Source organism: Asticcacaulis sp. W401b, from assembly GCF_046503825.1.
In the GTDB taxonomy this organism is placed as follows: domain Bacteria; phylum Pseudomonadota; class Alphaproteobacteria; order Caulobacterales; family Caulobacteraceae; genus Asticcacaulis.
On the sequence record NZ_JBKFEE010000001.1, the window covers coordinates 954,373 to 980,772 of the forward strand.

At 53.0% G+C, this 26,400-nt stretch carries 21 protein-coding genes; all 21 read right to left on the bottom strand.

The features are described from left to right. Window positions 1-31: 31 nt before the first annotated feature. Window positions 32-1,114, bottom strand: a complete 1,083-nt coding sequence (locus ACK8OE_RS04455) for a hypothetical protein (RefSeq protein WP_410271537.1) — start codon at window positions 1,112-1,114, stop codon at window positions 32-34. A 101-nt stretch (window positions 1,115-1,215) separates the two neighbouring features. Then, window positions 1,216-3,480: a glycosyltransferase family 4 protein gene (locus ACK8OE_RS04460; RefSeq protein ID WP_410271538.1), complete on the bottom strand. Its 2,265-nt coding sequence runs from the start codon at window positions 3,478-3,480 to the stop codon at window positions 1,216-1,218. 1,447 nt (window positions 3,481-4,927) lie between these two features. Next, window positions 4,928-5,815 carry an NAD-dependent epimerase/dehydratase family protein gene (locus ACK8OE_RS04465; protein ID WP_410271539.1) on the bottom strand — a complete coding sequence of 296 codons (888 nt, stop codon included), beginning with the start codon at window positions 5,813-5,815 and terminating at the stop codon, window positions 4,928-4,930. Continuing rightward, the gene (gene gmd, locus ACK8OE_RS04470) at window positions 5,799-6,833 is read right to left on the bottom strand and encodes a GDP-mannose 4,6-dehydratase (RefSeq protein ID WP_410271540.1); all 1,035 of its coding nucleotides are present in this window, start codon (window positions 6,831-6,833) and stop codon (window positions 5,799-5,801) included. The genes ACK8OE_RS04465 and gmd (ACK8OE_RS04470) overlap by 17 nt, the downstream gene beginning before the upstream one ends. 120 nt (window positions 6,834-6,953) lie before the next feature. Beyond that, window positions 6,954-8,108: a glycosyltransferase family 4 protein gene (locus ACK8OE_RS04475; protein WP_410271596.1), complete on the bottom strand. Its 1,155-nt coding sequence runs from the start codon at window positions 8,106-8,108 to the stop codon at window positions 6,954-6,956. 2 nt (window positions 8,109-8,110) lie between these two features. Beyond that, window positions 8,111-10,105 carry a DUF4214 domain-containing protein gene (locus ACK8OE_RS04480; RefSeq protein WP_410271541.1) on the bottom strand — a complete coding sequence of 665 codons (1,995 nt, stop codon included), beginning with the start codon at window positions 10,103-10,105 and terminating at the stop codon, window positions 8,111-8,113. Window positions 10,106-10,146: 41 nt separating this feature from the next. Continuing rightward, entirely contained in the window at window positions 10,147-11,106 is a 960-nt protein-coding gene (locus tag ACK8OE_RS04485; protein WP_410271542.1) for a GDP-L-fucose synthase family protein, read from the bottom strand. A gap of 124 nt (window positions 11,107-11,230) precedes the next feature. After that, the gene (gene gmd, locus ACK8OE_RS04490; protein WP_410271540.1) at window positions 11,231-12,265 is read right to left on the bottom strand and encodes a GDP-mannose 4,6-dehydratase; all 1,035 of its coding nucleotides are present in this window, start codon (window positions 12,263-12,265) and stop codon (window positions 11,231-11,233) included. Window positions 12,266-12,477: 212 nt separating this feature from the next. Beyond that, a complete protein-coding gene (locus tag ACK8OE_RS04495; RefSeq protein WP_410271543.1) occupies window positions 12,478-13,983 on the bottom strand; it encodes a phosphomannomutase/phosphoglucomutase in 1,506 nt (501 codons plus the stop codon). Window positions 13,984-14,012: 29 nt separating this feature from the next. Beyond that, window positions 14,013-14,882, bottom strand: coding sequence for a UTP--glucose-1-phosphate uridylyltransferase GalU (galU, locus tag ACK8OE_RS04500; protein ID WP_410271544.1), 870 nt, complete (start codon window positions 14,880-14,882; stop codon window positions 14,013-14,015). A gap of 154 nt (window positions 14,883-15,036) precedes the next feature. Next, the gene (locus tag ACK8OE_RS04505; protein WP_410271545.1) at window positions 15,037-16,035 is read right to left on the bottom strand and encodes an SIS domain-containing protein; all 999 of its coding nucleotides are present in this window, start codon (window positions 16,033-16,035) and stop codon (window positions 15,037-15,039) included. Between the two features lie 3 nt (window positions 16,036-16,038). After that, on the bottom strand, window positions 16,039-16,770 hold the full coding sequence (locus ACK8OE_RS04510; RefSeq protein ID WP_410271546.1) for a 3-deoxy-manno-octulosonate cytidylyltransferase: 732 nt from the start codon (window positions 16,768-16,770) through the stop codon (window positions 16,039-16,041). Window position 16,771: 1 nt separating this feature from the next. After that, window positions 16,772-17,632: a 3-deoxy-8-phosphooctulonate synthase gene (gene kdsA / locus ACK8OE_RS04515; RefSeq protein ID WP_410271547.1), complete on the bottom strand. Its 861-nt coding sequence runs from the start codon at window positions 17,630-17,632 to the stop codon at window positions 16,772-16,774. A gap of 113 nt (window positions 17,633-17,745) precedes the next feature. Continuing rightward, complete coding sequence (gene cysN / locus ACK8OE_RS04520; protein WP_410271548.1) at window positions 17,746-19,668, bottom strand: sulfate adenylyltransferase subunit CysN; 1,923 nt, start codon at window positions 19,666-19,668, stop codon at window positions 17,746-17,748. After that, window positions 19,668-20,582, bottom strand: coding sequence for a sulfate adenylyltransferase subunit CysD (cysD, locus tag ACK8OE_RS04525; RefSeq protein WP_410271549.1), 915 nt, complete (start codon window positions 20,580-20,582; stop codon window positions 19,668-19,670). The genes cysN and cysD overlap by 1 nt, the downstream gene beginning before the upstream one ends. A gap of 124 nt (window positions 20,583-20,706) precedes the next feature. Then, window positions 20,707-21,573, bottom strand: coding sequence for a hypothetical protein (locus ACK8OE_RS04530; protein WP_410271550.1), 867 nt, complete (start codon window positions 21,571-21,573; stop codon window positions 20,707-20,709). A 91-nt stretch (window positions 21,574-21,664) separates the two neighbouring features. Then, window positions 21,665-22,183: a hypothetical protein gene (locus tag ACK8OE_RS04535; RefSeq protein WP_410271551.1), complete on the bottom strand. Its 519-nt coding sequence runs from the start codon at window positions 22,181-22,183 to the stop codon at window positions 21,665-21,667. 125 nt (window positions 22,184-22,308) lie between these two features. Next, a complete protein-coding gene (gene cysQ, locus ACK8OE_RS04540; protein WP_410271552.1) occupies window positions 22,309-23,121 on the bottom strand; it encodes a 3'(2'),5'-bisphosphate nucleotidase CysQ in 813 nt (270 codons plus the stop codon). Between the two features lie 79 nt (window positions 23,122-23,200). Next, window positions 23,201-24,367 carry an AGE family epimerase/isomerase gene (locus ACK8OE_RS04545; RefSeq protein ID WP_410271553.1) on the bottom strand — a complete coding sequence of 389 codons (1,167 nt, stop codon included), beginning with the start codon at window positions 24,365-24,367 and terminating at the stop codon, window positions 23,201-23,203. 128 nt (window positions 24,368-24,495) lie between these two features. Then, window positions 24,496-25,455 carry an NUDIX domain-containing protein gene (locus ACK8OE_RS04550; RefSeq protein WP_410271554.1) on the bottom strand — a complete coding sequence of 320 codons (960 nt, stop codon included), beginning with the start codon at window positions 25,453-25,455 and terminating at the stop codon, window positions 24,496-24,498. Window positions 25,456-25,513: 58 nt separating this feature from the next. Then, window positions 25,514-26,398, bottom strand: coding sequence for a hypothetical protein (locus tag ACK8OE_RS04555; RefSeq protein WP_410271555.1), 885 nt, complete (start codon window positions 26,396-26,398; stop codon window positions 25,514-25,516). Window positions 26,399-26,400: the final 2 nt, after the last annotated feature.

Here is a 26,400-nt window from a genome sequence, read left to right on the forward strand (position 1 = left end):
CATCTTGGAATTCATACATTAGTGAATTTAATCATTCAAATAGACCGGCTTCCCACCAGTAGTTGTCAGTAAAGATTTCCCGGCCTTGACGCTGGATAATGAAATATCTGCTTATCCAAGTGCGGGCAAAGAAACCTTCACTACCAAAATCATCTATATTCACAGAACCATTAGCCTGCTTTTGATGAATAATTCGCCAAGAAAGATCTCTAAGCGCCTGAAAAGCGAAGTTCTCCGCATTGGGCTCAAGCTGTATAAACGGGAAACACAAGCGTTGGGGCAAGTATGAACTCAACCAGCTGGAAGAGTAATTCTTCAGACAGACGTAGCGGGAAATATAGTCAGCGCAGTTGTTTTGCAAATGCCAAAACAGTACAGGCTTCCCATCGATAAAATCACGCCCCCCCCTGTCTTCGTACCGTATTTTTCTGCCTGGAGGACTAGCATAAGGCCACAGCGGGTTTACAAATATCTGAAATGCTTGATTAAGCTCCGACATATGTTCATTAACTATATTTCCCGTACTCTCCATGGCAATAACCAAGTCTTGGTCGCTTGATATGTCTTTCCGGAACTCATTCCCTTTATATCCGATATCTGCCTGAAACTTTGATCGATCCACCAACATTCTGGCCAGAGCATCCTCATACTGGAGAAGCCAAGATGGGTTTGACACCGAGGTTAGGCATGGGCTACCAAATGTCCCGGTCCGTCCCTCAAACAGATTGCAAATAAACTCATTATTTTCCTGAAAGAACAGATCTGTATCGATATGAAGGAACGAGTCCCCCTTCATGACCTCCTTCATAACGAGCCAACGTATGAAGCAGAGCGTCTCGTAGTGAGCGCCCTGACCGGCGCTGTAGAAACTATTAAGCCCCTGATATTCCTTGAGGATTTTACGCGTTAGCTTAGAGGCATCGTGAATGTTTATATTCTGTGCCTTCAAGCTCGATATGTAGTTTTTAGGGAGCTTCTCAAACCCGTCCAAAACAAACACTTCGTAAGGGCAGTGTCTGGTTGCCGCCCCCCTCATCGCGTGGATCGACAGGCACGCGTGCATTTCGAAGTCCGCAACACTGTTAGGAATCCAGACGGTGCTAACAACTTTCATTTGTAATCTCTAAGATTCCATACATATAAGTAGTCATGTATCTTGCGAATTAGGGAGATGCAATACCAATTGATGCATCTCCCTAATTAACTGCCTCGCCTTCAAGGACCAACGTTCTTCTTGGCCACCAGTATCGAAAAAAGTTCATCCGTACTGTCCTCCCATGATAGGGGAGTAGCCACCGGCTGAGGATGCATCTGCCTTTGCCAAAGGTCGATCCAAGCTTTCAGATGAAGCCTAAATTCGTCTGGCTCGACCGCTGAAAAATAATACGCACCTTCACCTCCAATCTCACGAAAAACAGGCAAATCTCTGGCGATAATCGGTTTACCGTGGAATGCAGCTTCGACTAAAGGTAGCCCAAATCCTTCACCCTCGCTGGGTAGTAGGACTGCTGTTGCGCGTTCATAAAGCAACCCCAGCGTTTCATCGGTAGGCCCCTCAAACCAGAAAAGGCGCTTGTCAAGCTCCTCATGATTTCGGATTCGATTTAGCAACCCTTCGACGTTCCACCCAGGTTTCCCCACAATAACGAACTGTGCATCACCACCCTGATCCCAGAAAGCTTCCGCACCATCAAGCAGCTTGGCAATTCCCTTTCGAGGTTCAATTGTACCTACTGTTAGAAAGGTTATGGCTCCCTCGCGCATGGCGTCCATTTTCCGCCAGTCATCAGATGATATTCCGCGACTCGGAGACGACGCATTCAGATCTGCACCCAAGTGCCACCACGAGATGTTAAGAGGATGCTCCCGACAAGGTGCGCTTTTTCGTGCAAAGTCACCCAAGCTATCAGCCACCGAGCGCGAAATACAGATTATCTCATCAGCTTCTTTGATTACTTTCCTTAACCACCCCTGAACAGCGGCAGCCAATGGCGGGTCAAACCACTCTGGATTTGTTTCAGGTAATATATCATACACGACCCATATCACGCGCACCCCCCTCAAGCGCTCACGTCGTAGCAGATTGAGTGCGCCTGGCGAAATCAGAGCATCCAAGTCCAACCCTAAGAACGTATCACCGGCATTAAAAGACACATAATCGTCACCAAGTTCAAGAGGAAGCAGTCCGAGAAAGGACATCATGAACTTTCTCGCTAGCCTGAATTGATCACCATCTCTGTAAATCGGTTCTATTCTATAATTTCTTTTTTTCTCGATAAGATTTCGAAGAATACTCCGCACGACCCGTTGAATTCCTGTTCGGGCATCCCGGTGTACAAGTTCGGATATGTCAACATACAATACTGGTCGGAAACTAGGCTCGAAGAGATTCTTATGAGCTAGGCGAGCGTAGCACATCGCTGCATTGTGGTCTGGGCAGTTAGGGCCTTTTGCTATCAAGTTCATAACATCATTTAATGCAGCGTCGCATAACGGCAGCATTTCATCGACATGGGAGGCTATCCGATCAATGCTCACCCCCTCGCCACAATAGATACAAGTTGGCATTCGACTGATATCACGAGCAGTCACGTCCTCGGTGGGATGCAACATTCCAAAGTAGCCATTGCAAAGGTAACGTATCGACGGAGGAACATTAATGCTATCGTCCAGGCTCCTCACGATAATTGCGAATGGCCCCTCAATCACGCATTCCATTTGTTCTTTAGTCAGACCATCTGCAACAACGAGAATAGGGGCGCTTGGATCGCTTACCGAAGTTGTTCGTTCGATCAACGCGGGAGTAGTCTCCACTAGACCAGCGATATGGCTGCAAAGGCTATTAGAGGCTTGGGGAATGACATGGAGGCGGGTGCGTCTATCAATATGTACGCCCCGGTGGCGAGACACTTCTTGAATTGCCTCGATAGCCTTGACCGCTGTCTGAGCCCAAGAGAAATGAGATTGCCGTTTTAACGAGTGAGCACGCGCCAACCTCTCCGCGTCAGCATCAGACAGAACACGATACATTTTTTTTGAAAGATCCGCCGGACTGTAGGGGTCAAAGAGATATTCAGACGCACCTACCACTTCAGGGATGCTCGTAGCTCGCGCACCTAACACTGGGGCGCCGCACCGCATCGCCTCAAGAAGAGGTAGGCCAAAACCCTCAGACGTGGATGGCATCACCAAAACGCTAGTGACCGAGTAGAGCTTCGCCAGATCATCATCCGGAACGTAGCCTGCGAAAACAATTCTTGATGGAGGCAAGCGCATCTGCGCTGCCTGACGTAAAACGGCATTTTTCTGAGCTTGAGTCGCGTTCGCGGCAAATACCAATTGTGTTTCCGCTATGATCTGCTGTGGAAGGGCTGAGAATGCCGAAATGAGTGTCCTGATATTTTTCCTCTCTTCGAGTACGCCCGTATGCATGACAAATCTGCCCATTATTCCGTACTTGGAAAACAGCTCAGCCTTCATGCTTTCAGTTAGTAGTATCGGCCTGAATTGAGCCGTTGTGTCCGCGGAAATGTTGACGACTTTCTGAGGGGCAAAACCCGCAAAATTGATCGCTTCCTGTCGAGTGTACTCTGATATCGTCAGGATTAGATCATAGCCACGGATACACTCCAGGCGGTGATTGTACCAACGTCGATACCTCTCATCGAAAAGGTAGAGTTCAGGCTCTCGAAAGGGTATCAAATCGTAAAGGGTAGTTGATCTGATTAACTGCGGATAGACCAAGCTGGCGGGGTTCGAGATCACCGTGTCGTCACCCATCCCATCAAATGGAGAACTTGTGTGGACAACACTTATGCCGTGGCGCCTTAAGAACGCGTCATAGACAGCAGAGGCCCTAATCCAATTCCCTTCTCCATTTGGAAGCAAACCCATCACGCCTGCGGGCCCCGACAGACAGGCGACTCGCTCATCGGGAACGAGGTTCCGTGCCCACTTCGAAGCGCGCTCATGTCTCTCATGGAGGGCCGAATTTAGGATCACCATTGGAGCAGAAGCGCTTGCCCGAATTATCGCCTCCGCCAGTCCAGTGGAATACCGACCGATCCCTCGCTCCGATGACTCGCCTTCGATCGCTTGGAGGTCCAGTGCGAGATGCATCATGTGTTCTTCTAACGGCTAAGGTTGAAATTTTGGACAGCCAATGAAATGGTGCCAGCGGCGACGGTCTTACTTGAAATGGAACGCCGAGGGGACTGAAACTTCACCACACTTCCCCGCTATTGGCCCACTGCCTTGGAGTGCGTTCAATCGGAAGCATGCTCGCCGGAAATGTTGCTGGCGCTACTCGCTTTTGAAGAGGTACTACTCGACGCTCCGTTCAGACAATCGAACTCTTCGATATATCCAAACCCAGTCTCCACCAAGAGTTTGGGGGGAACCGTCTGCCTGTCCCACATTATAGCCGATTTCTTGAGGGCTTGGAGGGGCCAATCGCGACAGATAATCCCGTGCGCGCGGCTGAAGCACATGAAGCACTACATGTGCTGTCCTTCTCACGCTAGGCAACCGTCGAACAATGCGGGCCAACAGTGTAACGACTACCAATACAAATTCACGGGGAGATGATAGGAGAAGTCTTATCCCTCTAGACAAAAGTCTGTATCCCGAACCAGCTTTACGTATGGGCGCAGTTAACTTCCAAGAGTAAGAATTATAAATTCGATTAAGTTGCTCATCCCTCTGACTAATCTGATTTGACAAATCTTCCACTAACAATTGATTTTGGCGAGAATTTTCGTCCTTGGCTGAAGTCAGCTCTTCAACCTGAGAAGCTAAAAGCGCCACCTGAGTTTGAAGCCTCTCTATGAGTCGTTCCAACCCTTGCTCCGAACTATGAGCTGAAAGCTCGTTTCGATTTCTGAATCTGTTTTCCATCTTTGGACTTCGTCAGCGGGGTAAACAAGCTTTACTTGTCAGGGTCGTTCTCGATGATCCATTTAAGGGTATCACAGATGGGACGCTTTTGCCTTTCTCCAATTAGCGAATTAAGATGCTTGTCACATCCGACCATCACTTTAGGCTCATTCGGTCGTACGAACTTAGGGTCGTACAAAACTTCCAAATTGCGACCCGTGATGCGAGATACAATGTCCAATATCTCGCGGAGGCGAATCCCGACGCCGGAGCAAATATTCACAACCCCGCCAACACAATCATTTTCAATTAATCCGATATAAGCTTCTATTACATCTCGGACATCTGAAAAGTCACGGACTATGTCGATATTACCAAGGGATAAGGACGCTTGATCGGATTTAAAGGCCTTTATTATTTTGGAAACGAAAAAGTATTCCGCTTGCCCACGTCCGATGTAATTAAATGGCCTAGTAATGAGAATGGGAAGACTTTTACTATAAAGTCCACACATTTGCTCAACGAAAACCTTAGAGAGCGCATAGTGGGATATCGGTGAAGGCGGGACTTCCTCTGATATTGGTTCTGTACTCGTAGTCTGTCCATACACAGCTGCACTACTCACAACAATCACTTGTTGAAGGTCCATCCCTATAAGAGAATCGAGAAGCTCCGCCGAGTATAAAACATTGCTATTGTAAACTTCCGAGTTCACCGGATGCGCCGGAAATGATATTCCCGCGAGGTGAACAACATGAGATGGACGAAAGTTAGAGATAACGTCCCTCAGACTGTCATGTTCGGACACGTGCAAAAATTCGCCCGGAGTGCGCGAGAGCCCTTGGACCACGTGGCCACGTGATCTCAATGCATCAAACAATTTTCTTCCTGTGAAACCGGATGAACCTGTGATGAGAACACGTTTAGAATGAACGGCCATTTTTATTCCGTTCTAAATCGGCGGCGACCATCTCACTGCAAAGGTCATGAACTTGCGTTTGAGCCTTCCAGCCTAGCGCCGCCTCAGCTTTTGATGGGTCACCTATAAGGAGCTCGACTTCAGCCGGCCGGTAAAATTGCGGATTTATCCTCACCAGGACTTTCCCGGTTTTCGCGCAGCGAGCCGTCTCTTGCTCCGCCTGCCCCTCCCAAACGACATCCACGTCAACATTCTTAAAAGCCATTTCGACGAAACTGCGGATCGTCGTGGTTACATTGGTGGCCAGTACGAACGTGTCTGGCGCATTGTGGTCGAGCATTCGATTCATGCCCTCCACATACTCACGCGCATGACCCCAGTCCCGCTTGGCATCAATGTTGCCCAGTTCCAGAACGTCAAGCTGACCAAGATGAATCTGAGCCACTGCGTTCGTAATCTTGCGCGTGACAAACTCCTGCCCGCGCATCGGAGATTCGTGATTGAACAATATCCCCGAAGACGCAAACATTCCATAGGACTCACGGTAGTTTACCGTAATCCAATGCCCATACAATTTGGCGACCGCGTAGGGGCTACGAGGGTAAAACGGCGTGGTTTCTTTCTGCGGCACTTCCTGAACAAGCCCATAGAGCTCAGAAGATGACGCCTGATAGAACCGGATGTCCTTATTGACCGTGCGAATGCCTTCGAGGAGGTTCGTCACACTCGCTCCCGTGTACATCGCCGTCGAATACGGCTGATCAAACGAAACGCCCACAAAGCTCTGCGCTGCGAGATTGAACACCTTCTCAGGCTCAGCCTTGTCAAGAAGACGGATCGCCGACCCCTGGTCCAGCAGGTCGTATTCAACGAGCTTTAGATTCGGGTGCTTGTCGATACCCAGCTCCTGAAGACGCCAGAGATTGACCGTGCTGGTGCGGCGATATGTGCCGTAAACCACATGACCTTGCCCCAATAGCAACTCCGCAAGATACGCACCGTCTTGGCCCGTTACACCAGTAATAACTACGTTAGACATAAAAATTTTCCTAAAAACCATTTAGAGGAATTGCCAACACGTCTCGCGGCTGGCTCGGTCGGAAAGCCTCAGGCCACCAAAAGACACGTGTGTTGTTCAGCCTGGCACTTTGCAAAGCCCCTACTGATAATCAACATCTGCCTGCAGAAGTCTCAACTTCTCCCAACGACGGAAGAATTCGTCGTAGGCACCCGACGCAGCCTCTTCGCTGAGTCGCTTAGCGACATCGACGAAATGGCCTGCAAATAAGCTCCAATTGAACAGCTGAGAGTGATCTAAACCCTTCGCGACATATGACTGTCGTCGCTTGGGATCCATAATAGTTTTCAAAGCTGCCTTCATTTCCTCGACGTCTTGCCCGCTCACAAGGAGCGCGGCTTCGCCGGCAACCTCTGCCAAAGACCCTCTGTTTGTAGTTATGACCGGACAACCAGACGCCATCGCTTCAAGCACAGGCAACCCGAACCCCTCATATAACGATGGGTAAACAAGAGCCAATGCTCCAGTGTAAGCAGCGGCCAGATCGTCATCGTTCATATCAAACCGGCGAACTTTAAGCCCACGCTCTTGGAGCGCGGAGACGCCGTCATCGAATGTTTTCTCACCGCCTATACAAACAACCTCAAAATCGAACTTGTCATTTCCAGAAAGTGCATCAAAAAATAACTTCGCGTTCTTGTAGTTATTATGTTGCTGCCGAGATCCCACAAAAAGATAATAAGGCTTATCTATATCATATTTCGCGCGAAGCGCGCTTACCTCAGATGCATTTCTCTCTCTAAATATAGATCGATCAATAGACAAATGAGAAAAACTTGAACGCACTTCATCTAAATGTGGGTAGAATTCGTGCAAATCTTTGCGCGTACTCGCGGAAATGGAAATTTGATACTGAGAATAAAGTATAGCTGCTTTTTTTTCCTTCCAGTCCCTGAACGATAGATCAAAGCCCAAAAGTTCCGGTATCATGTCATAGACCACGAGCACGGATGGCGTGCGCAGCGGTGTGGTGTAATAAGTCGTCGAAAACACATCGATCTTATACAAATCACAGATTTTCTGTATCAGAACAGAATCCGCTGCCGTGTTTCTCGACAGATCATAAGACGGAAATGGAATAACCGTAGCGCCAGTTATCAGTGGTGCGTTACCCCGATCGAGCATAAAAAGATTAACGCCTTTATGCCCCGCAACTTCGCCTAAGATCGACTTCCAGACCCGCGCAATACCACTTGAGGCAAGCTGAAAGAAAACTGCATCAACCAACAAATTCATCTTCACTTACCCCGATCCAAGGCAATCTTATACTTCAAGTCCGACGCTGCCTTTTCAAGCAGATGCTGTATGTAATCGTAACGATCAGACGGCTTTAGGGCCAACTGTGTCGTTTCTTTTTCCGCGCCAACGCGTCGCAGAAAGTCCTCCGATGAACACGTGAACGCTTCAGGTATTAGCTTTCTACCATACTTCTTAGTGATACGTTTAGACTCGATTAGACCGGGTGTTTCTTTACTTGTCGAAAGACCAGTCGGGTTTTGAAAGTAAGTAGCATGTGGGTCATTTAACTTATAGAACACTTTGCCAGCTGCAAGGCACCGCATCCAAAACTCATAATCCCCAGCCGATTTGTAAGTCCCGTCAAATAACCCAAGCTCGCCATGTAGGGACTTTCGCCACATTGGCGCATTGTGTGGCGGGTTTGATGAGAACATGCCGTGAGGCGTAACAAGGCCTACTTGGCTCTTGGCACCTAGCTCCGCGATGTGATCGTAAGCAACATTCTTATCGAATGCATAGTAGAAATCTTGGTAGACCACGTCAACGAAGGGAAGTGCAATAAGAGACGCGGCCTGGCACTCCAATGCATCTTGACGTCGAACGTCATCCATATTGGTGTTTGTCAGGAACTGACCCTCTGCAGCATTGACGCCGATGTTCCACGCGTCATAAATGCTGACCCGATAATCGTATCTTTTATACCTTATGTTCGGAAAGCTCTTTACGAACTTTTCGATGATAACCGATTCATTTTCAGGAGAGTTTGCGTCGACAATAATTAATTCGGCATAATCTCTAAATATCGATTGTTCTGTTATGTTTTTGAGGAAGTGCTCAATATAATCCCCCCCTTTATACAAACTTGCAATCGCCGTGACTAACGTTTGCTTTTTCTTAACGTTGAATGCAAAACGACTTTCTTTCCGCACAGAGATTTTATCAGATTTACTGAGAGATTCTCGACCTTTAGAGGTTTTCAGCGCCTGAAGATCTCGCTTCCAATCCGCCGCATTCACCTTCTTAGTCGTTCCCATGAGGTGAACCTCATAAGGATTATTCTCAGGTAAAGGCCTGACCGTATTATCGAGAACATACTCGTTGAACAAAGCGCTCAGCATTTGCAAACGGTTGGTCTGGCCCGTTGAAAGCTGTTGAGCCCAACTCGCTATCTCAGCGCCGCCCGCTCCGCGCTCAAGCTGCGACTCATAAACCATCTGTGTAAACTGAGCATCAGAAAGATGAGTCGCGATTTGGTTCAGCCGGTTTCTGTAGTTTTTGGTCTCATCTGACTCAAAAATCAGTTTACAAAAGTCAACTACTGAAACCGTGCGAGAAGAAATGTGACCCTTCCAGATACTGATTTCCTCATCGCCCGGGCGTCGATCGAAGCACGCTTGGTATATGACAGATATAAGTTTAGGTAAATCTTCCGGCGCAATCGTTAAACGCTCAAATTTGACCAGAGATCTGTAAACCTCGGCAATATTGGACCGACCCATCGCAAGTTCTGTCGATAGATAGTCTATTTCCGACGCCGTAACGCTCCCTTCACACAAATCTTCGTTCACACGGTTCAAAAATTCCGCATAAAAATCCTTTTGACCCGCTCCACCTTTCATTTTGGCTTCAGGGCTGCTCATAATCTCGATCGAAAAAGAATCGAATGTCAGCTTACCTTCGCTAATCGCTGAGGCAAACGCATGCAGGGCCTCTTCTTCAGGGTCCCGCCTCAACACCAATTTATATACGAATGATACGAAATGGCGAGCTACACCGTAGCTAGTTGCCGCTACTTCTGCAAAGTTCTCACTTTGCATAAGGGCGCGTAAAAAAACCTCAAATTGCTTAGGGTCGGAGTATACCGCGATCGTCCTGTCTATCAGCCCGGGAGAGACACTATCTTCTCCTCCTAGCACTCGGGCGCTTGTCTTCACCATCTCATGAACACATAGCACGTCTCTAGCATATTTAAGCTTGGAGAAAAAATTTGTCATCTTGCCCAACATCATAGACCTAAAATACAGTTATCAAATTTCTACAACCTAATATTGTCGCTGCCCAAAAACCACTCGTAAGTGGACTTTAATCCCTCGTGCAGCGAGTATCTTGGGGACCAACCAAGGCTGTTTATCTTCGTTGTGTCTAACAGTTTCCGCGGGGGGCCATCGGGCTTTGTAGTGTCATATATAATTTTACCCTCAAACCCTACAACATCCGCCATAGTCTGAACCATCTCTGATATGGAGCAATCTTGTCCGGTGCCTACATTAATATGGGTCAAACGAGGGTCGACGTGCTGATCATAAATCTCATCAGCTAGCTCTTGGACGTAAATACTCGCTGCGGCCATATCGTCCACGTGGAGGAATTCCCGTTTAGGGGTACCGGTGCCCCAAACCACAACTTCTGCATCGCCATTTAGCTTCGCATTGTGAAAACGGCGCATCAAGGCAGGAATAACGTGGGAATTTTCCGGGTGAAAGTTATCGTTAATGCCGTAAAGGTTTGTTGGCATCACACTTCTATAACTTGTTCCATGCTGCCTGTTAAAGCTCTCGCACATCTTAATCCCGGCGATTTTTGCGATTGCATAAGGCTCGTTGGTTGGCTCCAACAATCCTGTCAAAAGCTCGGACTCTGACATCGGCTGCGAAGCGAGACGGGGATAGATACAAGAAGACCCCAAGAAGAGCAGCTTTTTCACGCCAGCTGCAAATGCAGATCCAATTACATTGTTTTGAACTGCAAGATTTTGAAAAATGAAATCGGCAGGGTATGTATTATTTGCATGAATCCCACCTACTTTTGCGGCGGCAAGGTAAACCTCATCTATCTTGTTCGCCTCAAAGAAGTTGGCCACGCTAGCTTGATTTGTTAAATCGAGCTGTGATCGTGACCTCAACACTAGTTCAACGTCATCCCGAGCCTCAAGCTGCCTAACAATGGCAGACCCGACCATTCCAAGATGGCCCGCTACAAAAATTTTCTTTTTCACTTTATTCTATCCCCTATAATTTTTTGCCGCCGCGAAATCACGAAAAATTAACATCGAAAGGCCCTCCCCCTATATATGTCGCCATAAGAGGCAGGACACTCAGCCCTGCCTCTTATAACGCGTCCTAGAATGAACGGCCATTTTTATTCCGTTCTAAATCGGCGGCGACCATCTCACTGCAAAGGTCATGAACTTGCGTTTGAGCCTTCCAGCCTAGCGCCGCCTCAGCTTTTGATGGGTCACCTATAAGGAGCTCGACTTCAGCCGGCCGGTAAAATTGCGGATTTATCCTCACCAGGACTTTCCCGGTTTTCGCGCAGCGAGCCGTCTCTTGCTCCGCCTGCCCCTCCCAAACGACATCCACGTCAACATTCTTAAAAGCCATTTCGACGAAACTGCGGATCGTCGTGGTTACATTGGTGGCCAGTACGAACGTGTCTGGCGCATTGTGGTCGAGCATTCGATTCATGCCCTCCACATACTCACGCGCATGACCCCAGTCCCGCTTGGCATCAATGTTGCCCAGTTCCAGAACGTCAAGCTGACCAAGATGAATCTGAGCCACTGCGTTCGTAATCTTGCGCGTGACAAACTCCTGCCCGCGCATCGGAGATTCGTGATTGAACAATATCCCCGAAGACGCAAACATTCCATAGGACTCACGGTAGTTTACCGTAATCCAATGCCCATACAATTTGGCGACCGCGTAGGGGCTACGAGGGTAAAACGGCGTGGTTTCTTTCTGCGGCACTTCCTGAACAAGCCCATAGAGCTCAGAAGATGACGCCTGATAGAACCGGATGTCCTTATTGACCGTGCGAATGCCTTCGAGGAGGTTCGTCACACTCGCTCCCGTGTACATCGCCGTCGAATACGGCTGATCAAACGAAACGCCCACAAAGCTCTGCGCTGCGAGATTGAACACCTTCTCAGGCTCAGCCTTGTCAAGAAGACGGATCGCCGACCCCTGGTCCAGCAGGTCGTATTCAACGAGCTTTAGATTCGGGTGCTTGTCGATACCCAGCTCCTGAAGACGCCAGAGATTGACCGTGCTGGTGCGGCGATATGTGCCGTAAACCACATGACCTTGCCCCAATAGCAACTCCGCAAGATACGCACCGTCTTGGCCCGTTACACCAGTAATAACTACGTTAGACATAAAAATTAATCCCGTTTGGACTTTTGGGCTAAGTTAGAGTTAGCCAATGAATTTTTCAGCGCGAAATACCACCGAGCCAAGTTTTTCGATAGCTCAGATTTTTCACCAAATCAACGTACACGAAGTGGAACGCGCGACAAATCCCTCCACTTAAAAAAGCAATTAGTAGCTCAACAAGGAAACTTGTTTAGATAATTGACCTTCTAACAGACTCATATTTCTTGATTGAACGCGCCCACCTCAGGATGGTTGGCAAGGCGTGGCTTAATCTCTTTACGGAAAAGGTCGCGCATGTCATCGGCGGAACTCAAGGATTCCACCACCACAACCAACTCTGGTTTGTTAGACGATGCTCGAACGAGCACCCAGGAACCATCTTCAAGGTGAACCCTCGCACCGTTGACAGTGATTACCTCAACAACCTTGCGACCCAGAATTTCCCCTCCCGCCGCGTGGAGGTCAACGTATTCCTTAACGAGCCTTTCGAGGACCTGATATTTCACCTCGTCGCCACACTTAGGCGACATCGTTAGTGACGTGTAGGCCACCGGGAGAGCGTTCTTAAGGTCACTGAGGGATTTGTCGGGGTTGCGATCCAACATTGCCAACACGGCAGCGGCCGCCACCAGGCCGTCATCGTAACCTAGGCCGATAGGTTTATTCAGGAAGAAGTGGCCCGACTTTTCAAAGCCCGCCAGCGCATTAAGCTCAGAGGTCTTGCGTTTAATATACGAATGTCCTGTCTTCCAGTAGACGGTGGAAGCACCATTCTTTTTCAGAATCTCGTCAGTCTTGTAAAGGCCCGTCGACTTCACGTCGACAATAAAGGTCGCGTTGGGGTGGAGGTCGGACAGATCGCGCGCTAGCATCAACCCAATCTTATCCGCGAAGATTTCTTCACCGGTATTATCGACAACGCCACAACGATCACCGTCTCCGTCGAAACCAAGCGCAAGGTCCGCGCCGTGTTCTTTTACGGCCTTGGCCATTTCGACAAGCATTTCGTGATCTTCAGGGTTAGGATTGTATTTTGGGAAATTGGCGTCGAGGTCGCAATCCATCTCGATTACCTCCGCCCCCATGGCGCGCAGGGCCTGAGGCGCAAAGGCACCCGCTGTGCCGTTACCGCAGGCACAAACTACTTTCAGCTTGCGCTTTAGCTGTACCTTGGCAGAGACGTCAGCTAAGTAGCGCTCTTGAACACCCTTAACCAGTTCAAGCGTACCACCGGCCTTGACAATGCCCGCGCCCGACATGACGATTTCCTTCAGGCGGCTCATTTCTTCCGGGCCGAACGTCAGAGGCGCCTGACAGCCCATTTTCACGCCGGTCCAGCCGTTTTCATTGTGCGAAGCGGTGACCATGGCGACACAGGGTGCATCCAGATCGAACTGCGCGAAATAGGCGATCGGCGACAGACAAAGACCAATGTCGAGAACTTCACAGCCTGCCTGAAGCAATCCGAGAATCAGGGCGTTCTTGATATTGATCGAGTAGGAGCGAAAATCGTGACCGACAACGATGCGCGGTTGCACGCCCCGTTCTTGAACATAGGTGCCGAGGCCCAAACCCAAGGCTTGAATGCCCAGTAGATTGATTTCCGTTCCGAACAGCCAGCGAGCATCGTATTCTCGGAAGCCCGTCGTCTTGACGAATGCCTCCGTTTCGAACTCATACGTGTTTGGGACTAGATCCGTCCGCGGTAAAAGGATGGTCATGAAAAAGCACTTAAAAAGGTAAATGAAAACTAGACAAAAAACGGAGCTAGCGCCCGACGCGCAGCCTCACCTAGATCATCGCGCTTCAGCGCCATAGCGACGTTCGCGCGTAAGAGACCGATCTTATCACCACAGTCATAGGTCACGCCTTCATACTCGAGCGCATGGAAGGACTGGCTATCCATCAGGCGGGACATAGAATCAGTGAGCTGAATTTCGCCACCGGCACCCTTCTCCTGAGTCGCCAGTAGTCCGAAGATTTCGGGCTGAAGTATGTAGCGGCCCGACACAATCAGGTTGGAGGGGGCCGTACCCTTGGCGGGCTTTTCGACCATACCGGTCATCTTGTTCAGGCGACCCTCTTGAGATTCCAACGCAACGACACCGTATTGATGTGTCTGATCGTGGGGAACACGTTCGACAACGATCACGTTGCCGCCGACCTTATCATAGGCCTCGACGGCCTGTTTCAGAGCCGCAACCTCGGCGTCCATAACCATGTCGGGCAGGATAACCGCGAAAGCTTCGTCACCGATGATGTCACGTGCGCACCAGACCGCGTGGCCAAGCCCCTTGGGCTGCATCTGGCGCACAAAGCTCATCTCGCCCTCTCTCGGGAGTTCAGCGAGAAGCGCGTTCAAGACATCCGACTTGTTCTTAGCCGATAACTGAGCCTCGAGCTCGACTTGATGGTCAAAATAATCTTCGATCGCTCCTTTGGATCGGCCAGTCACAAAGACGAAATGCTCAATACCCGCTGCGCGGGCTTCTTCGATGATATAGGCGAGGATTGGTCTGTCGACCAAATTCAGAAGCTCTTTTGGAACGACTTTGGACGCGGGCAGAACTCTCGTGCCCAAGCCGGCGACCGGAATGACAGCCTTGCGAACCTTTTTCATGCCAATCTCAGCGAATAAAATTCAAGAAAATCAAAATTAAGGAGGAGTCTAAAATCTGTAGTATCTTTAACCGTCCAAAGATCGAACCGCAAGTGGTAGTCAAATGAATCTGTCTTTTTGCGGTTCGTTCACGCAAATCACGAGAAGCTTATGGTCAAGCGACACCCGCTCGCAGAATTTCATGCAGGTGAATGACGCCGACGGGGCGGTTGTTTTCCACCGCGAATATGCCGGTAATGCTGCGTGCGTTCATTTCTGCCAGAAGCTGTGAGGCCAGCGTATCCGGCGTGGTCACACGCGGGGCCTTTGTCATCATCTCTGATACAGCCCGGTCGGTAAAGCCCTCACTGAAGGCGCGGCGCAGGTCGCCGTCGGTAACGATGCCGGTCAGGCGGCCTTCGGCATCAACGACGCCGGTCATGCCGTAGCGCTTGGACGACATCTCGACAATCGCCTGAGACAGAGGGGTCTCCTCGCCCACCAGCGGCATGGCCTCGCCGCTGTGCATGAGGTCTCGCACCTTGAGCAGGCGCGAGCCCAGCTTGCCGCCCGGATGATACTGTCGGAAATCCTGCGCCGTAAATTTGCGCAGCGACAGGAGTGCCACGGTGATGCAATCACCCATGGCCAGTTGCATGGTCGTAGAGGTCGTCGGCGCGAGACCATTGGGGCAGGCCTCGGCCATCTTCGGCAGGACCAGCGCAATATCAGCCGCGGACCCCAGCGCGCTTTTGGGGCCTGATGTAATCGCGATCAGCGGCACCTCGAAGCGGCGCGTATAGGCGATGATGTCCGCCAGTTCCGGCGCTTCGCCCGACCACGACAGGGCCAAGACCACGTCATTACTACCAACCATACCGAGGTCGCCGTGGCTGGCCTCCGCCGGATGCACAAAGTGTGACAGCGCCCCTGTCGAAGCCAGTGAGGCGGCTATCTTGCGCCCGATGTGCCCCGACTTACCCATACCGCTGACGATGATCCGCCCACCTTGCGCCTGCGCCTTCAATATGGTGTCGATGGCGGCCTCAAACCGCTGCCCCAGTTCACCATTCAGCGCGTCACGCAGGGCGCTCAGGCCGGCGGTTTCGATCTCGACGGTTTGCTGTGCGGCCTGAAGGGCAGAGGTGGCCTCAAGGGCGGTTTCAAGAACCATAATCTATTTCCCGCTAAGGCGACGGCGCGCCTCTTCCAGATCGGCCAGGGTATCCACCCCCAGCGGTACCTCGGCCACTTCGACGGCGTCGATGCGCATACCATGTTCGAGGGCGCGCAACTGCTCCAGCTTTTCGCGCTGTTCCAGCGGCGACGGGGCCAAAGTCACGAAACGCTCCAAAGCCGAACGTCGCCAGCCATAGAGGCCGATATGATGATAAAGCGGCCCCTCGCCCCAGGGTGCGGTAGCGCGGGTAAAGTAGAGGGCACGGAAACGTCCCGGCGCAATTGGCGTCCCCACCATCTTAACTACCGATGATGCATTCCGCTCTTGATCCGTGTAGATCTCGGCTACAGGCGTGGCGATATCCACTTCAGCGTCCTTGAGCGGCTCAAACACCGCGCGGATGGTCTCCGGGGCCACGGTCGGCAGGTCGCCCTGCACATTGAGCAGGATGTCGTACTGACGATCCGGGTCAATGCGGGTGATCGCCTCATAGATACGATCCGAGCCCGACGGATGCTCAGGCTTTGTCATCACGGCGTTGCCGCCCACGGCACGGATGGCCTCGGCGATGTCGGGCGTATCGGTGGCCACCCAGACGGGGGCCAGATCGGCCTCCATGGCGCGCCGCCACACGGCCACGATCATCGGTTCGCCATTGAGGTCCGCCAGCGGCTTGTTCGGCAGTCGGGTCGAGGCCATACGCGCCGGAATGAGGATGACCGGCTTCATCTTAGTGGGCAGAGTCCCGCGCCGTGATGGCCTTGGCCACCTGATCAATGGCCATCAGGTCGCGCATAAGGCCTTCGAACGACGCCAGCGGCACCATGTTCGGGCCGTCGGAAGGCGCATTATCCGGGTCCGGATGGGTTTCGATAAACAGGCCGGCGACACCGACTGCGACAGCGGCACGCGCCAGAACAGGCACAAATTCGCGCTGACCACCAGAGGAGCCGCCCAGACCGCCGGGCTGCTGCACCGAGTGGGTGGCATCAAAAATCACCGGCGCGCCGGTCGAAGCCATGATGGGCAGACCGCGGAAGTCCGAAACCAGAGTGTTGTAACCGAAGCTGGTCCCACGATCACACAGGAGCACATTGGGATTGCCACCCAGCACGATCTTATCGAGCACATTTTTCATGTCCCAGGGGGCGAGGAACTGCCCCTTCTTGACATTGATGGCGCGCCCCGTAGCCGCCGCAGCCAGCAGCAGGTCCGTCTGACGGCACAGAAACGCCGGGATTTGCAGGACATCGACGGCTTCGGCCACCGGGGCGCATTGCTGCGACTCGTGCACGTCGGTGAGGACGGCAAGGCCGAGGCTCTCACGGATTTCCGCAAAGATGGGTAGAGCGTCCTTCAGGCCGATACCCCGTGCCGCCTTGGCCGAGGTGCGGTTGGCCTTGTCGAAAGAGGTCTTGAAGATGATGCCAAAGCCGAGTCGCTCGGAGATTTCCTTTAGCGCCGATGCCACTTCCAGCGCGTGCTCGCGGCTTTCCAACTGGCAAGGCCCGGCAATGACCGAGATGGGCAGGTGATTACCGAACTTGGCAGAGGCAAGTTCGACGACGGAATTGGCGCGCAATTCGGACATGGCTGTACTCCAGAGACAGTTGCGGTCTAGTGCATAACGCGCAGCACTTCAACCCGCCGCTTAGGCGCACAGACATGGGGCCATTGGCCGCCGATTACAAGTCGCCGCCGCCATCAGATGACGTAGGTCGGTTCCACCGGCAGATAGCCGTTTTCAAACAGCCACTGGAAGATGCGTTCGGCCTCGGCCTCGGGCGCTTCACCGTTCTTCGCCACAACGATTTCCGGATTTTCCGGGGCCTCATAGGGGCTGTCGATACCGGTGAAGTTGGGGATCTGACCGGCGCGTGCCTTTTTATACAGGCCCTTGACGTCGCGGGCCTCAGCGATCTCCAGCGGCGTAGCGACGTGGATTTCGACGAACTCACCGTCTTGCAGCAGCTCACGCGCCATTTGGCGCTCGGCGCGGAAAGGCGAGATGAAGGAGACGAGCGTGATCAGACCGGCCTCGGTCATCAGTTTGGACACCTCGGCCACACGGCGGATGTTTTCGACCCGGTCAGCATCCGAGAAGCCCAGATCTTTGTTCAGTCCGTGGCGCACATTGTCGCCATCCAGCAGGGTCGTGTGATAGCCGAGGCTGAGCAGTTTCTTTTCGACCAGATTGGCGATGGTCGATTTCCCCGCGCCCGACAGGCCGGTGAACCAAAGAACCGCCGGCTTCTGCCGCTTGATGCCTGCCCGCGCCTCTTTGGAAACCTCCAGCGCCTGCCAGTGAACATTGCTGGCGCGACGCAGGGCATGATCGATCAGCCCGGCCCCCAGGGTCAGGTTTGAGATGCGATCAATCAAGATAAAGGCGCCCGTCGCCTGATTGTCCTCATACGGATCGAAGGCGATGGGCGACTGCGCGGCGATGTTGACGGTCGCCACTTCATTGAGCTTCAGCGTCCTGGCCGCCAGCTTTTCAAACGAGTTGACGTCGGTCTTGTGGCGGATGTCGGTGACGGTCGCCGTGACCGTGCGCGCGCCGATTTTCAACAGATAGGGGCGGCCCGGCAGCAGCTCGTCCTCGTTCATCCAGATCAGGCTGGCCTGAAACTGCTCGCACACCTCCGGGCGGGCTTGCGGTGCCGCAAGGATGTCGCCGCGCGAAATGTCGATTTCGTCTTCAAGCGTCAGGGTAACCGCTTCATCGGCCCCGGCTTCTGGCAATTCGCCGTCATATGTGACGATGGCCTTGACGCGCGAGGTCTTGCCGGAACTGGCCACCACGACCTCATCACCCGGGCGCACTGTGCCCGACGCGATGGTGCCGGAAAACCCTCGGAAGTTCAGGTCTGGGCGGTTGACCCACTGCACCGGCAGCCGGAAGGGTTTCTGCGTCTCGTCGCGGTTGATCTCAACGGTTTCAAGATGCTCCACGAGCGTCGGGCCCTCATACCAGCCGAGCTTTTCGCTGCGATCCAGCACATTGTCGCCAAAGCGCGCCGACAGAGGAATCGACACCAGCGTCTCAAAGCCGAAATCGGCGGCAAAGGCGCGATAGTCGGCCGTGATCTGCTCATAGACCTCTTGCGAATAGTCCATCAGGTCAATCTTGTTGACCGCCAGCACGACGTGCTTGATGCCCAGAAGCGAGACGATGAAGGAATGCCGGCGCGTCTGGGTCAATATACCCTTGCGCGCATCAATCAGGATCACGGCGAGGTCGGAATTGGACGCCCCTGTGGCCATATTGCGCGTATATTGCTCATGGCCTGGCGTGTCGGCCACAATGAATTTGCGCTTTTCGGTGGTGAAGAAGCGATAGGCCACGTCGATGGTAATGCCCTGTTCGCGCTCGGCCTGAAGACCATCGACCAGTAGCGCCAGATCGATCTCCTCGCCCACCGTGCCGAAGCGCTTGGAGTCTTTTTCCAGACCCGCCAGTTGGTCCTCAAAGATGAGCTTGGTGTCGTAGAGCAAACGCCCGATCAGGGTCGATTTGCCATCATCGACGCTGCCGCAGGTCAGAAAGCGCAGCAGGCTCTTTTTCTCATGCGCCGCCAGGTAGTCGGTAAAGGCCGCGGTATCGATCTTTTCCAGAGCGTTCATCAGAAATAGCCCTCACGCTTCTTCTTTTCCATCGAGCCGGCTTCATCGTGGTCGATCAGGCGACCGGACCGCTCAGAGGTGCGGGCCACCAGCATTTCGGCGACAATCTCTTCCAAGGTTGTGGCCTCAGACTCGATAGCCGCCGTAAGCGGATAACAGCCGAGTGTGCGGAAGCGGACATTGCGAATTTCAGGGGTTTCGCCGGGTTCGAGCGGCAGGCGCTCATCATCAACCATGATCCACTGGCCGCCGCGCCGCACCACCGGACGCGGGGCCGAGAAATACAACGGCACGATAGGGATGTTTTCGACAAGGATATACTGCCAGATATCCAACTCGGTCCAGTTGGACAGCGGGAAGACACGGATCGACTCTCCCGGCTTGATGCGGGCATTGTAGAGGTTCCACAGTTCCGGCCGCTGGTTCTTGGGATCCCAGCCGTGGTTCTGCGTGCGGAAGGAGAAGATACGTTCCTTCGCCCGCGACTTTTCCTCATCGCGGCGCGCGCCGCCAAAGGCCGCATCGAAGCCATGCGCCGTCAGGGCCTGCTTGAGCGCGTCGGTCTTCATGATACCGGTATAGACCGAGCTACCGTAGTCAAACGGGTTGACGTTGTCGCGCAGACCATCGGGATTGGTGTGTTTGAATAGGGTCAGACCGAGGCGCGCCGCCGTATCGTCGCGGAATTTAATCATCTCCCGGAACTTCCACGTCGTGTCGATGTGCATCAGGGGGAAGGGCGGCTTTGAGGGATAGAAGGCCTTTAGCGCCAGATGCAGCATGACCGACGAATCCTTGCCGATCGAATAGAGCATGACGGGGTTTTTGAACTCCGCTGCCACTTCGCGCATGATATGGATCGACTCGGCTTCCAGCCGCCGCAGGTGAGTCAACCGGTCAGGGGTAATCGACATGCCTTGCCACACTCTTTTCGCGGACCCCGCGGTCCGTTCTCTTGTCCGGCTTTTACGGAGGAAGACTTACGCGGACAAACGTAAAAGGCTGTTAGAACGGTTCAGCGGTGCTAATCAATGACACCTAGCGGTCGATGCCCCTATCCGGCTCTCTATGTCGCTGTCGGCGCTCTTCTTTGTCCTGCGGCGTTTCGATCACTTTCGGGCCAAGTTTGCGCTTGAGGAAGCGAACGATGTCTAAAGCCGTTTGCGGATCCCCGTCTGCGCCGTCGAGTCTCTCGACAGAGAGTTTGGCGTAGGCTTGCAACGCTTTATTTTCTGACGCAGTCAAACTCTTTCTAATGTCCATGCCCGGCTCTGGAATGCCCTCTTCCTCCAATTTATATTGGTAGTCCATGAACCTCTCAAAACGCCACGAGGCCGTAACCTCAACCCCCAAGGCCCTTAGATTTGCCGCGAATATCTTTCGCCAGGCGTCAATTTCTCCGAGTGTAAGATTGTAACGGACACCCCGTAATGACATCGCTTTTACAACGATGTGTACGTGGGGATAACGCGAGACATTCGGTGATGGATCAGTGCGAGGGTCATGAAGCACCATTGCGTACTGATGCCCGGCAAGCATGATTTCGGCGGTATCCCTGGCGGCCCGAAGAATGCAGTCCGGATCCGTGCCCTCTGGCGCTGAGAGCACCACCTTAACCACCTCAGTGAATTGGGACTCGCTGGGCATCGGTACGCCACCATACCGCCATTCCGCTTTTAGATCATGGAGATCGGTACGCCCAGCGATCACTTCGCCTTCCTCGGTTATGAGTTCCAGTTGCCCATCGCGCGAAACATAGTCGAGGGTGGCAGCCGCCGAGGGATACCCCCCTTTTGAACGGGTAATCTTGCTGACAACCTCCGGAGCACCTCGCATAAGCGACGAGAAGTTGGCGGCAGCGTGGTTGGTTTTCAACTCATGCCAAGGTGTGGGAACGGAAATCATAACACCGCTTATGAGACTCACGTTCCGCCGGCTCGTGCGGCCCTTGGAAGGGATAATCTCATGGACGTCGTCTTCGGTGAATGGACTCGGCTCAGTCATCAGGAGATAATCTCCACCGGTCACGATTGCAGGTCATGAGAACGGCAACGTGTTTAAGATGCGTTCTCAACTCAGAGACAATGTCATTCCCATGAATGGCTTCATTTACGGAGGCGAATTCAGAACCACGAAGCTGGCGAACCATCTGAGCCAGCCGACGGTTGCTTTCGCCCAACGCCTCCAGCTCATACTGACCAAATTGAGGGAGGCGCGTCAGGTAACCCCGCAATAAGGACGCGTACCATTTTTGAATTGAAAGGCCGGAAGCCGTAGCGCACGCTTTCGCGGCAGCGAGCTCAGTGGGCGTGAAACGGACTTGAACGCCGATTGACACCGCTTCAGGTTCGTTGGGTTCAATACGGTAGGAGGTCTCTTTGGTGTTCAAAGCTTCAACGACAAGCCGCCTTAAGCCCTCTGACGCACTCAACCCATCCTTTTTGCATTTGTCGACGAAAAGCGGCTTTAAATCGCCAAGATACGCGACCACACTTTGCTCACCGACCTTGGTCATGCCTCTCACCGCCTGTACTCTCGCTGAAAGACGGTTAGCGTAATTCAGGAGCGGCAGAGGTCAACAGAAGTTGGCCACGTACTCAACCATAGAGCGTTACCCACCATTCAGATTTGATTTCAGCGCTAAGCAGAGACAGTTGCGCCGACAAGATCCTGATCCCCATAGGCAATGAAGTAGGGATTGGCAAAATCGGTGGCGTCCGCTCGGTCGCGTTTGCCGTATGTGAGCGGCTGCCCATCCAGCGTAGTGACCAGACCACCGGCCGCACGCAAAACGGCATCACCGGCTGCCGTATCCCATTCCATGGTACGACCATGACGGGGATAAAGATCGGCCGAGCCTTCGGCCACGCGGCAGAATTTCAGCGAGGACCCAGCGGCCACAAAATCATTGACCATATATTGCTTAAGCCACTCTTCAGTTTCAGCACTGCCGTGCGAGCGACTGCCGATGGCGGTCACCGCTGAAGGGGCCGAACGGACCCGTATAGGTTCCTGCGAACCTATAACCCCCTCTTTCACCGCAGCCCGGAACGCGCCCTTACCTTTCGCGCCCCAAAAGAGTTCCCCAAGCGCAGGGGCATAGACAACTCCGGTAACAGGTACGCCCTCTTCTATCAGGGCGATATTGACGGTGAATTCGCCATTACGGGAAATAAATTCACGCGTACCATCCAGCGGATCAACCAGATAGAAGACCTTGTCTGTCTCCGGCACGTCACCCTTCGACACGGCCTCTTCCGCAACGACAGGGATGTCCGGCGACAGCTTGGCCAGTTCCGTCAAAATGATCTCTTCCGCCGCGCCATCTGCTTCGGTGACCGGAGAGGCGTCTGACTTGGCATCAACCGAAAAATCAGTCTGGTAGACGTCCATAATCCTGGCCCCCGCCTTCAGCGCAATCAGAATCAGCAGGATTGGCGGGACATCAGACATTCGGGGCACTCCGCGAAAAACTTACGGGCTTTTAGAATGGCGTGAACGCGCACTCAAGCCCGTAAGCTGTCTTTAAGTCTCACATTTCGACGCGGAAGGTTTCGTCGATGGCGCAGATGATATGATAGAGGGTCGAAGCCGGGGCGGGCTCCTGCACGAAGCTGCCGTCCGGGTTCATCTTATCACGATAAAGCCCGCGCACCGGCGCATCGAAATAGAGCTCAAGACCCTCGGCGCCCTTGATGAGCTTTGCGACATAATCAGCCTTTTCTTCGGGTGTGGCGGCGATCGACTGCAAGGCCACATAAGCCTTCATGCGCTCGGTCTGGGCCCACAAGCGCGCCTTGTTATCCTTAACCGAGAAGTCGTCCCACAGCTCGAAGACGGTGGCGTTGCGCACATGATCCGTGCCGAAGTCTTCCGCGATTTCGACCAGACGCTTGGCTGGCACAATGAATTTATCTTCGCCACTGATGGCCGCCCAGCGAACGAGCAACCACGCCCATTCAAACTGATGGCCCGGCTCGATGATGCGACCCATCTCACCTTCCAGAGGGTTCCAGTCGCCGTCGAAATATTCGCGCAAGCTACCATTTACCGGGTGCAGAAACTTGTCGAGACACAGCCGGGCGATTTCTCCCGCGATGTCTTTCCAGACGCTGTCACCGCCGGCTTCGATCCAGGCAAGCGAGGCCTCGAACATGTGCATATGCGGATTGGTTTTTAGCGGCAGGGTGCGCGGATTGGCTTCTTCAAAGCCGCGCACCGGATGCTTGTAGGTCGTCATCAATGTATCGCGGATGGCGATGGCCTTTTGCTCAAGACTCTTGTCGTGCGGGCGCACCTTGAAGGCCGAGGCATAGGCCAAAAGCGCAAAGGCGTGGTCATAGAAATCGAACTCGGCCTTCACCACCTCACCCTGCGGCGTCAGAACGGCATACACGAGGCCGCCTGGCGCGGCCGCAGGTCCACCTAGCCAGTTCAACCCGGCATCGATGACCGTGTCGGCATCACCCTCATAGCCCATCTGTTTTGCGAGGGCATAGGAATAGACCTGACGTGCAGCGACGCGTGTACGGCGGTTGACGTCCGCAGGCGTACCGTCGAGCGCCAGGGTTTCAAAGACACCGCCCTTTTCTTTGTCGACGCCAATATCGCGCCAGATCGGCAGGGCGGCCTCAAAAAGCCAGCTTCTCAGGTCAGATTTCTTGGCGTCAAGTGCGGTCTTCAATGCAGGAAATGACATAGATCTAAAAGCTTTCGTGGAAACAGACTGATGGGCTGAAGTGGGTGGTAATTATGAACTTAAATTGGGACTGCAGACCTATACCAGTCAGAGGAGTGGGAGGTCAAACACCCTAAATGCGATTAGCTTTAAACCAGGCCAGCTTGGCGAAGCAGAGAAAGGGCAATGTGATAATGGTCCTGAAAAAAAACCTCTTGCCACTCGACCAGGGCCGCCACAGGTACCCATATCGCATCCCCTGCGTCGTCGCCGGCCATCAAGGGTGGCAAATCAACACCGCTCAGATCGTAGATAAATCCGTGAGTTATGGTTCTCCCACGCGAACAACGATTGGGCCTATCAAACACTTGCGTACCCAAAAGGCGCCCCTTCAACACATGTAGCGGAAGTCGCAACCCAGTTTCTTCCGACACCTCCCGAATTGAAGCGGCTAAAAGAGACTCATTAGGTTCGACAAACCCTCCCGGAAGAGCCCACAGACCTTTTCCAGGAATCAGCGCTCTCTGAATGAGTAGAATCGCCCCATCGCGGTAGAGGACACTGTCCGCGGTCACGAGATTTACCGGATACGGGGCGGCCTCCCATGACTGCATGTATTTTTTGATCATTCGATTTTCTGCAACCAGGTCTTCCCATTGAGGGAGCCCGCGTAACTGGTCAACTGCAGACGCCGTAGCGACTGAGCCAGGCGATTTTCCCTCGAAAATCTCATCGCGAACTCTCCTGGTCTCAGAGCGCGTATCGGGGACTGACCAAATGGGTAAGCCCAGGGCCTCAGGGTCAAAATCGTCCTCGATTACGCCCCAACGCCATAACTCCGGCTCACCCAGACTGGGTTTAAGTGTGAGGAGCAAGTCCTGATCGGCGCCATACTCGCCCACTCGCACTATCTCCGCTTGTTGCCCTTCCAGCGCCTTTTCGACGAATAATGCTTGTTCGAAAGCCGTCCAAGGATACCGCGCTTCTCGGCGCTCCTCCATCCCCACCACCACGACAACAAGCCGTTCGCTCGTCGCAGACGCTGATTTGAGAATATTAAGATGAGACAAAACAAAAGGTTGGAACCGACAGACGAGGACAATATTCATGGGTTTTGACTTTAGAACACATCGCAAAAAATAGGTGTTCTCAATCAAAACAGTATTCTCAAGACGGTGGCAAGGGCGCCATTTGGAACTGAATTGCCAACGTCTTCCCGGAACCGTTTGTCGGAGCATTAACTGAAGATTGACCTACGGACGCAACCCGCAACAAGGGCTCTCCACCTTCGGCCTGTGTGCGCAGTTGACCTAGCAGGGGTTGAGCCGCAATCAAGGCCTGATAAAAAGCGACCGATCGTTCGAGCGATAGAGTCTGCGCGGCGCGGCCCTCTGCAGTGAAGGCGTTGATATTCGCATAGGCGACTACCGTCACCGCGCTCATTTTCGGAGTGTCCGCACAATTTGAGACACTTACCCCATAGGCCATGCAGGGAAGCCGGGCGGCCAGACCGCGCGCCAGTTCCGCAACCCCCGTCCGGCCTTCATCGGTCAGGCTAGCTGTGCCCTTAATGAAGAGGCGATCCGCGTCGAAACTTGTCGAACCATCCGATAGATTGACACTGGCCGATGGCACCGCCGAACCGATATCACCATTGAGCGATGAAGCGAACAGTGCCTGAGCCGCGGCGATTCTTTGCAAAGCCTCATCCGCATTGCGGCCAGGCGTAGTGGCGGAATAGGCAAAGCAGCGTCGATCCCCCGTCGCACCCGCTTCCAGTAGGTCCGTATCTTTCAGACAGACTATTCTGTTTTTGTGATCAACCTCTATCTCGGCCTCACGCGCGCGCAGATCGGTGGCGACCTGCATCAGCGCTGTCGTCTGAGCGTCCTTGGCACTGACCAGTTCTTCGGTCGTATCCCGAAAATGCAGGGCGAAATAAGCCAGCATGATGATGAAGATGAAAAGGACCCCGACCATCAGATCGGTCATGGAGACGTAATAGCTTTCGCCTTCCTCGAGTTCGCGGGCGCGCCTATGCCGAAACTGCATGT